A 10,793-nucleotide genomic window follows, 5' to 3' on the forward strand; every position below is an offset into this window, starting at 1 on the left:
TGGATGGCGTACTTCACCTCCACGCCCGCTTCCTTGAGCCGGTCGCACATCTCGCGCAGCGCGTGCTGGGCCTGCGCCACGGCCATGCCGTAGCCGGGGACGATGATCACCTTGGACGCGTTCTTCATGATGAAGGCCGCATCGTCCGCGCTGCCGTGCTTGACCGGGCGGGTCTCTATCCGGCCGCCGGACGCGGCCGCCGCGTCCTCGCCGCCGAAGCCGCCCAGGATCACCGAGACGAAGCTGCGGTTCATCCCCTTGCACATGATGTACGACAGGATCGCGCCGGAGGAGCCGACCAGCGCCCCGGTGATGATCAGGGTGGTGTTCTCCAGCGTGAAGCCCAGCGCCGCCGCCGCCCAGCCCGAGTAGCTGTTCAGCATCGAGACGACCACCGGCATGTCGGCGCCGCCGATCGGGATGATCAGCGTGACGCCGATCACCAGCGCCAGGGCGAAGATCCCCCAGAACGCCCACAGCGCCGAACCGCCGCTCAGCACCAATGCGACGATCAGTGCGACGACGCCCAGCGCGATGGCGGCGTTCAGCAGGTGGCGGGCCGGCAGCAGGATCGGCGCGCCGGACATGTTGCCGTTGAGCTTGGCGAAGGCGATCACCGAGCCGGTGAAGGTCACCGCGCCGATGGCCAGGCCCAGCGACAGCTCGATCAGCGACTGCATGTGGACGACGCCGTCGGCGCCGGCGATGCCGTAGGCCTGCGGCGTATGGATGGCGGCCACCGCCACGAGGCACGCGGCCAGGCCGACCAGGGAGTGGAAGGCCGCGACGAGCTGCGGCATCGAGGTCATGGCGACCTTGCGCGCGATCACCGCGCCGACCGTTCCGCCGATCGCCACGCCGCCGCCGATCAGCGCCAGCGTCAGCGCGTCCAGCGCGCCTTGCGTCCAAAGGGTGGCGAGCGCGGTGGCGACCGCGATCGCCATGCCGATCATGCCGTTGCGGTTGCCGGCCTGGCTGGTCGCCGGGCTGGACAGACCCCGCAGGGCCAGGATGAACAGCACGCCCGAGATCACATAGGCGACAGCCGCGACGTTGGCGTTCATGGCGGGGCTCAGCCCTTCTTCTTGTACATGGCCAGCATCCGCTGGGTGACCAGGAAGCCGCCGAAGATGTTCACGGCGGCCAGCCCGGCGGCGACCGCGCCGGCGCCTTTTGAGATCAGAACATTGCGGGTCAGCTCGCCGTCCACACCGTGCGCGGCGGCGGCCAGCAGGGCGCCGACGATGATCACCGAGGAGATGGCGTTGGTCACCGCCATCAGCGGCGTATGCAGGGCGGGCGTGACGCTCCACACCACATAGTAGCCGACGAAGATCGCCAGCACGAAGATGGCCAGGCGGTAGACGGTGGGATCGACGGCTTCCATCAGATCAGCTCCCTCGTGGGGTGGCGCGCGGGGTCACGACTGCAGCGCCGTATGGACAATCGACCCGTCGCGCACGACCAGCGAGGCGGCCAGGATCTCGTCGGCGAAGTCCGGCGCGAAGGCCCCGTCCTTGTCGAGCAGCAGGCCGGCGAAGGCCAGCAGGTTGCGGGCGTAGAGCGCGGACGAGTCCGCGGCGATGCGGCCGGGCAGATTAGCGTAGCCCACCAGCTTCACACCGCCGATCTCGGCGACCTCGTCGGCGCGCACGCCCTCGACATTGCCGCCCTGCTCCACCGCGAGATCGACCAGCACAGAGCCCGGACGCATCGAGGCGACGTGGGCGGCGGAGACCAGCCGTGGCGCCGGGCGACCCGGGATCAGCGCGGTGGTGACCACGATGTCCTGCTTCTTGATGTGCTCGGCGACCAGGGCAGCCTGCTTGGCCTGATACTCTGCGCTCATCTCGCGCGCGTAGCCGGCGGACGTCTCGGCCGCCTTGAACTCCTCGTCCTCGACGGCGACGAACTTCGCGCCGAGGCTCTCGACCTGTTCCTTGGCGGCGGGACGCACGTCGGTGGCGGTGACCACAGCGCCCATGCGGCGCGCCGTTGCGATCGCCTGAAGACCGGCGACGCCGGCGCCCATGACGAACACCCGCGCCGGCGCGATGGTGCCGGCGGCGGTCATCATCATCGGCATCGCCTTGCCGTAGGCCTGTGCGCCCTCGATCACGGCGCGGTAGCCGGCGAGATTGGCCTGGGACGAAAGGGCGTCCATCACCTGGGCGCGCGTGATCCGCGGCACGAATTCCATGGCGAAGGCGGCGGCTCCGCGCGCGGCGATGGCGTCAAGCGCGGCGCGTTCCTGGTGCGGGTTGAGCAGGCCGACCACCAGGCAGCCAGGCTTCAGCGCCGCGATCTCCGCGTCGGACGGCGCGCGAACCTTGAGCAGAACGTCGGCGGCGCCGAGCGCCGCCTCGGCGGTGGCCGCGATCGTCGCGCCCGCCTCGGCGTAGTCGGCGTCAGGATACGACGCTCCGGCGCCCGCCCCAGCTTCAATGACCACCGAGAACCCGGCGGCGATCAGCTTCTTGGTCGTCTCCGGCGTAGCCGCGACGCGGGTTTCGCCCACGCGGCGTTCCTTGGTGACGGCTACCAGAGCCATGCCCGCTAATCCTCCCAACAGCGCCGGGACCTTACGGACGGCGTCGTGAGCCTGTCCAGTCGCCACGGTTCCCGTATGCGCGACGCTTTCAGTGCGCGCTGTCGCCCTTGTCGCGCAGCACCAGGAAGCCCAGCCCGCTCACCACGACCGCAGTGATCAGGCCGGCGATGAATCCGGCGTCGGTGCAGAACCAGATGGTCAGCAGCAGCAGCAACGCGGCCAGGTACAGCGAGCCCCACTTCGTCATGCCGACGAACAGATGGAAGGTCGACACCTGCTGATGGATGTCCTGCTCACCGTGATGATAGTCGGAAGCCTGCTCGGCCATACGTCGGTGTTCCCAAATTCGAGCGCGTCGGGGCGGTGCTACACGAGTGTGCGCCAGCGCTCAAGCCGGCCAGACCGCAAGCAAGGCGCGCAGGGCGGTCACTAGCGCCAGCGGCTGATCGATCATCACGTGATGATTGGCGGCGGGGATGGCGATCTTGATGATGTCGTCCGGCAGCGGCGACGCGCCTTGCGTCAGGCTATTGGCCAGCATAGTCGACTCCGCGCCGTACAGATGCGCCATCGGCACGCCGACCGCGAGCTTCTCGCCGCTGCGCACCCTGCGCAGGGCGCCGGGATCCATCTTGTTCCACATCTGCGGATCGAACCGCCAGGTCCAGCCGGTCCCTGAGCCGTCGGGAAGCGGCGCCTCCTTCAGCGATCCGCGGGCGATGAAGTCAGCGGTGAAGATCTCCCCGGCGACCTGCGGCGGCATCAGGCGGAACCGCGCCAGGGCCGCGGCCATGGTCGGATAGACCCGGTTCACGCGGTCCGCGCTCGGCAGGATGCGTGGCCCCTCGGCCTCTTCGCCTGGCTTGGGCGGCGGGCGACGGCTGAACACCGTGTCGACCAGCACCGCCGCGCGCATCAGTTCAGGATGGGTCACCGTGGTGTGGGAGATCAGGATCCCGCCGAACGAATGACCGACGTAGATGGGCTTTTTGCCCGACTCGTAGAGCCCGGCCGCCCGTGCGCAGGCCTCCGCGTCGGCGGCGAAATCTTCAAAGCGATACTGGTCGCGCCAGTCCGACTGGCCCATGCCGGCCAGGGACATGGCGGCGACGCGGTAGTCGTTGGCTAGGAACGGCGCGATGAAGCTCCACCAGCCGGCGTGGGCGCTGTTGCCATGCGCCAGCAGCAGGCCGGGTTTGCCGATCTCGCCCCAGGTGAGCAGCTCGATCTTCGAGCCCAGCGAATCGACGAAGATCCGCTCCGGCGCCTGGGCCACAGCATCCTTGAACCACTGCGGCGAGGGCGGCTCGGCGCCGGCGAAGATCGCAAGCGGGGCCTGCACCTCGGGCGGCAGCTCGGCTTCCGCGCGGATCGGGCGGTCGTCGTAGTTCTCGCCAGACTGTTCATCGGCGGGCTTGGGGGCGTCGCTCATGCGCGTTGCTGCCAGGACCAAGGCGCGCTTGGCAAGCTGCAACGCCGGCGCCGAGGCTCAGACAAGCGCCGCGAACTCGTCAACCAGGCGTTCGAGCTGCTTCATGCCGGACGCCCAGAACGCCTTCTCGCGCGGATTCAAGCCGAACGGCGCGAGGGCTTCGACATAGGTTTTGGCGCCGCCCGCCGACAGCAGGCTCTCATACAGCGGCGTGAACGCGACCGGGTCTTCGCGGCGCTTTTCCATCAGGCTGCGCACCAGCAGATCGCCGAACGCATAGGCATAGACGTAGAACGGCGAGTGCACGAAGTGGCTGACATAGGCCCAGTAGTGCTCGTAGCCCCGGTTGAGGCGCACGGCCGGCCCCAGACTCTCGCCCATCACCTCCAGCCACAGCGCACCGATCTGGTCGGGCGAAAGCTCCCCATCGAGGCGGGCGACGTGGAAGCGGCTCTCGAAGCGGTGGAAGGCGATCTGACGGACCACCGTGTTCAGGCCGTCCTCGATCTTGCCGGCCAGCAGGCCCAGCCGCTCCTCGCCCTTGGCCTCGGCCAGCAGGCGGTCGAACACCAGGCCTTCGCCGAAGATCGAGGCGGTCTCCGCCAGCGTTAGAGGCGTGTCCGCGAGCAAGGTGCCAAGCGGGCTGCAGAGCGTCTGGTGGACGGCGTGGCCCAGCTCATGGGCCAGGGTCAGCACGTCGCGCCGTTCGCCCATGAAGTTCATGAACACGTAAGGATGCCGGTCGGCGGTCACCGGATGCGAATAGGCGCCGGACTGCTTGCCGGGCCTCGGACTGGCGTCGATCCAGGGCTGAGTGAAGAAGGTCTCGGCGACGTCGGCGAACTTCGGGGCGAGGCTGGAAAAGCTGTCCAGCACGACGCTGCGCGCCTCGTCCCAGCCATAGAGCCTGGGTTGGGCGGTGCTGAGGGGCGCATTGCGGTCCCAGTAGTCGAGGGTGCGCCGCCCCATGCGCCGGGCTTTCAGCGCATAGTAGCGGTGGCTGACTGAGGCGTAGGAGTCGACGACGGCTGATTCCAGCGCGTCGACCGCGTCGGCGTCGACCTCGTTGGCGACGTGCCGCGCAGCGGCGGGCGAAGGGTATTTGCGCCAGCGGTCTTCGATCTGCTTCTCGAACGCCAAGGTGTTGAAGCTGAGCGCGATCGTCGACGTCCGCTCGGCCAGCGCCTTGGCGAGACCCATGGCGGCCTGGCGGCGACGGCGCATGTCCGGGTCCGACAGGCGGTTCAGCGCTTCGGGCAGGGTCAGCCGCTCGCGGCCGACGTTGGCGACCAGGCGGGCCAGGGTCTCGTCGAACAGGCGCGACCAGTTGGCCGCCGCCGGACCGCGGTCGATCAGCATCCGCTCCAGGTCGGGCGACAGTTCGTGCGGCCGGCCCAGGCGCACCCGCCGGATCCACGGCCGCCAGCGCGCGGCGGGCGGATGGGCGACCAGCGCCGCTTCCAGCTCGGCGTCCTCCAGCCGGTTGATCTCCAGGGTGAAGAACAGGCTGTCGGCGGCGATCTGGGCCGAGCGGGCGCGCAGGTCGCCTTCGAACTTCGCCCAGGCCGGATCATCGCGCGCCACCGAAGACGACAGCGAGGCGTAGGCGCCGGTCGACCAGAGCTTGTTGACCGCGCCTTCGTAGAGCTCGAGCCCGCGGTCCAGCAGCGCGCCCAGCTTCGCAGGGTGGGCCCGCGCGGCCTCGAACTGGCCTTCCATGGCGGCGAGGGCGTCGTTGTCCGCCTTGGCCGCGGCGAGGTCGGCCTCGATCCGCGGGTCGTCACGGCCGGCGTAGAGGTCGTCGAGCCGCCATTCCGGCAGGTTTTCGGTCTTCAGGGGCGCGTTCATGGGCGCGATTTAGCCCCAGACGCCGCACATCTCCACAGGCAACGACGTCAGAGGCGATGGGATTCGAGCAGGCGATCGATTTCGGTCAGGCGACCCCGCCGATCTGTTGCGCGACGCCTCCGCAAGCTTGACCAGGTCAATGCGCCGGTAACGCGGCTTCGGTATCACGAACGGCAGTTCCAGAGGATCACACGGGCGTATCGATGGACCAGAAAGCCGTTCGCAGTCTTGAGCGGTTGCAGGAGACCGCGTCCACCGCCCGCGTGCTGAACCTGCTGCGCATCGACCGCCTCAACCGCCGCGATCCCGACCATTCGACATCGCCATTCTTCGAGAACGAGACGCTGAACAAGTCGATCGTGCTGAAGCACCGCGTGCGCCGCGACGAAGCCGAACTGTTCCCCGACCGCCGGCGCCTGGCCACCAAGATCATCGTGCCGATCGACGTCAACGACCTGCGCTTTGGCGGCCGGACGATCTTCGTCGGCCAATCGAACTTCGAACAGGTGATGCACGCCGCGTTCGGCGAGAGTTGGGGACAGAACCGCGCCGACCGCGAGATGCTGGAGATCCTCGACAGCCTGCCTTCGCTGGATCCGTTCCTCCTGCGCGAGCGGCTGAGGGCCGCACGCCGGCGCGCTGCTATTTCGAGGTGTCGGACGCCGACATGCAGCGGATGATCAGCTTCGTCGAGCGCGAGATCCGCAAGCTCGTCGACCTGTGCTTCGCCGATTCGTCCAGCGACAACCACAAGGCCGGCGCGCGCCTAGTTGAGAAGATCCTGTCGATCACTGTCGACGCCGAAACCGAGCCCCTGCGGCTGACTCTGCGGCTCGAGCGCGACGAGTACCAGGACGGCGTTTTCTGCTGGAAGGGCTTCCTCTACTACAAGTGGACCCTGCATGACGCCCTGCCCGCGGCGAAGCGTGTCGCCGAGGCCGTGGCCGCCCTTCGCCCGCGCGGCGACAGCAGCCTGGAGACGCGAAGCTACCTGGAGCGCACGCGCGGCTTGCTGGCCGAACAGCTCAAGGAGCTTTGCAATTCCGCCACCGCCTCGCTGAAGGTCTATGACGACGCCTTCGACAGCCTGGTGGACGGCCAGCCGCAGGCGTTCCGCGAGTTCCTGCTCAGCGCGCCGTCGATGTTCAATGCGCTGGGCGAACGGCTGGGCGCGCTGAACCACATCGTCAGCTTCTGGAAATATCGGTTCCCCGACGGGAACATGCCGGTGGTGACGCCTGACGAGCTGCTCGACATCTTCAACGACTTCGAGGGCAGCCTGGCGTTCTCCGACGCGCCGCTGGCGAAGTCCGCAGCCTGACCTAAAAGCTGCTCGCGCCCTGAGGGAATCTGCGAACGCGGATCGTTGTACCTCAAAGCTGAACCGGGGGGCTCCGGGCAGCCGGACGAGGGGGCGGCGTTAACCCGTGACAAAGGTCTGCGAAACCCCGCCTTTACCCAAGCCCTGTATCAATCCGCGACATAAGGAGCCCGTCCAATGAGACGAGCGTCCAGTCCGGTGGGTGTATTCAAATGACCAAGACGGTGCTCGTCGTAGACGACGATCCGACTCAACGCAGGCTGTTCCAGGCGGTGCTGGAGCGCGAGGGCTTCGCTGTCGCCCATGCCGAGGACGGCGACCAGGCGATGAACCGCCTGGCCGCCGGCGGCGCGGCCGACATCATCCTTCTGGACCTGGTGATGCCCGGCCTGTCGGGTCAGGACACGCTGAAGGAGCTGCGCGCCCGCGGTCACACCCAGCCGGTGATCGTGGTCACCGCCAAGGGCGGCGTCGAGGTGGTGGTGGCGGCCATGCAGGCCGGGGCCAACGACTTCTTCGTCAAGCCGGCCTCGCCCGAACGCATCCTGGTGTCGATCCGCAACGCCTTGTCGATGGGCGCCCTGAAGGGCGAGGTCGACCGCCTGAAGAAGCACAAGAGCGGCCGCACCACCTTCGACGACCTGATCGGCGCCTCGGCGCCGATGCAGATGGTCAAGCGGCTGGGCGAGCGGGCGGCGAAGTCGTCCATCCCCATCCTGATCACCGGCGAAAGCGGCGTCGGCAAGGAAGTCATCGCGCGCGCCGTGCACGGCTCGTCGGAACGCGCCGGCAAGCCGTTCGTCGCGGTCAACTGCGGCGCGATCCCCGAGAACCTGGTCGAGTCGATCCTGTTCGGCCACGAGAAAGGCAGCTTCACCGGCGCCACCGACAAGCACCTGGGCAAGTTCCAGGAAGCCAACGGCGGCACCCTGTTCCTCGACGAGGTCGGCGAGCTGCCGCTGGACATCCAGGTCAAGCTGCTGCGCGCCCTGCAGGAGAGCGAGATCGATCCGGTCGGCGCCAAGCGATCGGTCAGGGTCGACGTCCGCATCGTCTCGGCGACCAACCGCGACCTCACCCAGGCGATCCAGGAAGGCCGTTTCCGCGAAGACCTGTTCTACCGCCTGAACGTCTTCCCCATCGACGCGCCTGCGCTGCGTGAGCGTCGCGAAGATATTCCGGCCCTGGTCGACGCCTTCGTGCGCCGCTTCAACGTCGAGGAAGGCAAGACCGTGGTCGGCGCCTCGCCCGAGACGGTGGCCTGCCTCACCGGCTTCGACTGGCCCGGCAACGTGCGCCAGCTCGAGAACGCGGTGTATCGCGCCATCGTGCTGGCCGACGCACCCTACCTCCAGCCGCACGATTTCCCGTCGATCTCTGGGATCGCCGCGCCGCCGCCGGAAGTGGAAGCCGACCGCGGCAAACCAGCGTTCACCCCGCCACCGACATCCAGCGAGCTGCTGGCCGAGATGGCCCGCGACGCGCCGGTGCGCATCCTCGACGGGCGCGGACACCTGCGCACGCTCGAGGAGATCGAGCGCGACCTGATCCAGCTCGCCATCGAGATCTACGCCGGTCACATGAGCGAAGTCGCTCGCCGCCTCGGCATCGGCCGCTCGACGCTCTATCGCAAGGTGCGCGAACAGGGCCTCGACGACGTGCTGAAGAGCAACGGCGAGGACGAAGGCGAAGATCCCGCCGCCGCGGTGGCGTGACCCCGCTCACCCGCCTGCAACCACCGCTCACCCCGGCGAAAGCCGGGGCCCAAGCGGAATCGGGGTTTGCGCGCGGACAGCCCGCTTGGGTCTCGACTTTCGCCGGGATGAGCGGAGGATTGGGGTCTACCCGCCGCGATCCTTGCGGCGGAAGGGCCGGCGTGCGGGCTTGTCGCCCTTGGCCTTGCCGGCGATCTCCTTGAGCTTGACGTGCTGCATCACCGACAACGCCTCGCCGGCGCCGCCCTTCTCAGGGTCGCCGAAGGCGCGGCCGAAGGTCTTCAGCCGCTCCTCGACGGACCCCAGGAATTCGCCTTCCCAGTCCGACAGCTTGACGCCGGCGCGATCGGCGAGCCGCCGCGTGCGCTTGAGCGCATTCAGCGCGGCCCGCTTGGCCTTGGCCTTACGATCTGGCGGCTGGCGCTTCAAATTTCCCCGATCGCCGACAGGTAGAGGTCGAGGATCGCCTCTTCCTCCTGGCGCTTGGCGCGGTCCTGTTTGCGGATGCGCACGACCTTGCGGATGATCTTCACGTCGAAGCCGTTGCCCTTGGCCTCGGCGAACACTTCCTTGATCTGCTCGGCGATCTCGCCCTTCTCGACCTCAAGGCGCTCTACGCGCTCGATGATGCTCTTCAACTGGCCCTGGGCCGTGGCGTTGAGCACGTCGACGTGGGAGCTGTCGTCAGCCATGGGGAAAGCCTCTCTCGAGTCGGGGGATGCGGAAAGGCGCGGACCCTAGCGAGCCTCGGCGACGATGTCATCGCCCGGCTGAACCTTGGCCGCTGCACGCCGTTGAGACGGATCGACGCGGAGTGCGCAGACCATGCCCGACGACCATCACGCCCCTACTCAGGCCGACGCCGAGGCCGCGGTGCGCACCCTGATCGAGTGGGCGGGAGACGATCCCAACCGCGAAGGGTTGTTGGACACCCCGGCCCGTGTGGCGCGGTCCTATCGCGAACTGTTCGCCGGCTACGAGGCCGATCCCCGGGAGTATCTGGAGCGCACCTTCGACGAGGTGGCGGGCTACGACGAACTGGTCGTGCTGCGCGATATCCCGGTCGTCAGCTTTTGCGAACACCACATGCTGCCGTTCCTCGGCCGCGCCCACGTCGGCTACCTGCCCGACCAGCGCGTTGTGGGCATTTCGAAGCTCGCCCGCGTGGTCCACGGCTTCGCGCGGCGTCTGCAGATCCAGGAAAAGCTCACCGCGGAAATCGCCCAGGCGATCCAAGACATCCTGCACCCCAAGGGGGTCGGCGTGGTGATCCGCTCCGAGCATAGCTGCATGACCATGCGCGGGGTGAACACCCCAGGCTCCAGCCTGACCACCAGCCGCCTGCTGGGCGTGGTCCGCGACGACCCCAGGACGCGCCAGGAATTCCTGGATTTCGTGAAGGTGTAGGCGGGTCCGACACGCCCATCATCCGCGCGAAAGCAGGGACCCAGGCGTTTTTCGTTGCTGAGCCTGAGTCGCCTAGAGCCGGCCAGACACAAAAAACCTCGATCCCCGCGTTCGCGGGGACGACCGGGTCTGGATGTGGATTTTAGACCGTCGCGCCGCGATCGCGCGAACCACCGGCCGAACTCAGCCCTGGCGGGCCTTGAAGCGCGGGTTCGTCTTGTTGATTACGTACATCCGACCCTTGCGGCGCACGAGCTTGCAGTCGCGGTGACGCGTCTTGAGGGTTTTGAGCGAGCTTCTGACCTTCATGACCTTCAAACTTCTCACGCGCGAGCCGGCCGCCTTTGCGGGCGCCGATCCAAGAGGGCGGGCATATACGGGCAGGCTGGACCCAAGTCAACGGCGCCCGACCGTCGCGGGGTTGTGATAGGGTTCCAACCCGCCGCCGCCACTAGGTTCGGTTCATGGATCGTCGCGTATTTCTCGTTCTGCTGCTGGCCGGCTGCACCGGACCCTCGG

The 10,793-nt window shown here is 67.9% G+C and carries 13 protein-coding genes; 4 read left to right on the forward strand and 9 right to left on the reverse strand.

Features of this window, described 5'->3' with window-relative positions:
* From Q8M88_RS02400 to Q8M88_RS02425, 6 genes are all read right to left on the reverse strand, one after another.
* Positions 1–1,064 (reverse strand): NAD(P)(+) transhydrogenase (Re/Si-specific) subunit beta (locus Q8M88_RS02400; RefSeq protein WP_305594651.1); only part of this gene is annotated, 1,064 nt, incomplete at its 3' end.
* 8 nt (positions 1,065–1,072) lie between these two features.
* On the reverse strand, positions 1,073–1,387 hold the full coding sequence (locus Q8M88_RS02405; RefSeq protein ID WP_305594652.1) for a proton-translocating transhydrogenase family protein: 315 nt from the start codon (positions 1,385–1,387) through the stop codon (positions 1,073–1,075).
* A gap of 33 nt (positions 1,388–1,420) precedes the next feature.
* On the reverse strand, positions 1,421–2,551 hold the full coding sequence (locus Q8M88_RS02410; RefSeq protein ID WP_305594653.1) for a Re/Si-specific NAD(P)(+) transhydrogenase subunit alpha: 1,131 nt from the start codon (positions 2,549–2,551) through the stop codon (positions 1,421–1,423).
* A gap of 88 nt (positions 2,552–2,639) precedes the next feature.
* Positions 2,640–2,879 carry an aa3-type cytochrome c oxidase subunit IV gene (locus Q8M88_RS02415; RefSeq protein ID WP_305594654.1) on the reverse strand — a complete coding sequence of 80 codons (240 nt, stop codon included), beginning with the start codon at positions 2,877–2,879 and terminating at the stop codon, positions 2,640–2,642.
* Positions 2,880–2,939: 60 nt separating this feature from the next.
* Positions 2,940–3,983, reverse strand: a complete 1,044-nt coding sequence (locus Q8M88_RS02420) for an alpha/beta fold hydrolase (protein WP_305594655.1) — start codon at positions 3,981–3,983, stop codon at positions 2,940–2,942.
* Positions 3,984–4,040: 57 nt separating this feature from the next.
* Positions 4,041–5,831: a M3 family oligoendopeptidase gene (locus tag Q8M88_RS02425; RefSeq protein ID WP_305594656.1), complete on the reverse strand. Its 1,791-nt coding sequence runs from the start codon at positions 5,829–5,831 to the stop codon at positions 4,041–4,043.
* Positions 5,832–6,034: 203 nt separating this feature from the next.
* On the opposite strand from Q8M88_RS02425, the gene Q8M88_RS02430 reads away from it, so the two are divergent.
* From Q8M88_RS02430 to Q8M88_RS02440, 3 genes are all read left to right on the forward strand, one after another.
* A complete protein-coding gene (locus Q8M88_RS02430) occupies positions 6,035–6,511 on the forward strand; it encodes a hypothetical protein (RefSeq protein ID WP_305594657.1) in 477 nt (158 codons plus the stop codon).
* Positions 6,499–7,152, forward strand: coding sequence for a hypothetical protein (locus Q8M88_RS02435; protein ID WP_305594658.1), 654 nt, complete (start codon positions 6,499–6,501; stop codon positions 7,150–7,152). Before Q8M88_RS02430 ends, Q8M88_RS02435 begins: the two co-directional genes overlap by 13 nt.
* Positions 7,153–7,364: 212 nt before the next feature.
* Positions 7,365–8,867 (forward strand): sigma-54 dependent transcriptional regulator, encoded by a 1,503-nt coding sequence (locus tag Q8M88_RS02440; RefSeq protein ID WP_305594659.1) that lies wholly within the window; start codon positions 7,365–7,367, stop codon positions 8,865–8,867.
* 126 nt (positions 8,868–8,993) lie between these two features.
* On the opposite strand, the gene Q8M88_RS02445 is transcribed toward Q8M88_RS02440, so the two are convergent.
* Together Q8M88_RS02445 and Q8M88_RS02450 are read right to left on the reverse strand one after the other, a co-directional pair.
* Complete coding sequence (locus Q8M88_RS02445) at positions 8,994–9,296, reverse strand: hypothetical protein (protein WP_305594660.1); 303 nt, start codon at positions 9,294–9,296, stop codon at positions 8,994–8,996.
* Positions 9,293–9,559: a DUF2312 domain-containing protein gene (locus Q8M88_RS02450; RefSeq protein WP_305594661.1), complete on the reverse strand. Its 267-nt coding sequence runs from the start codon at positions 9,557–9,559 to the stop codon at positions 9,293–9,295. Before Q8M88_RS02450 ends, Q8M88_RS02445 begins: the two co-directional genes overlap by 4 nt.
* 133 nt (positions 9,560–9,692) lie before the next feature.
* Between Q8M88_RS02450 and folE the strand changes: the two genes are divergently transcribed.
* Positions 9,693–10,274 (forward strand): GTP cyclohydrolase I FolE, encoded by a 582-nt coding sequence (gene folE, locus Q8M88_RS02455; RefSeq protein WP_305594662.1) that lies wholly within the window; start codon positions 9,693–9,695, stop codon positions 10,272–10,274.
* Positions 10,275–10,457: 183 nt separating this feature from the next.
* Here the strand turns inward: folE and ykgO are convergent, their stop codons facing one another.
* Complete coding sequence (gene ykgO / locus Q8M88_RS02460; RefSeq protein WP_305594663.1) at positions 10,458–10,583, reverse strand: type B 50S ribosomal protein L36; 126 nt, start codon at positions 10,581–10,583, stop codon at positions 10,458–10,460.
* Between the last annotated feature and the right edge of the window lie 210 nt (positions 10,584–10,793).

Origin of the sequence: Phenylobacterium sp. (assembly GCF_030693805.1) — a bacterium.
In the GTDB taxonomy this organism is placed as follows: Bacteria; Pseudomonadota; Alphaproteobacteria; order Caulobacterales; family Caulobacteraceae; genus Phenylobacterium.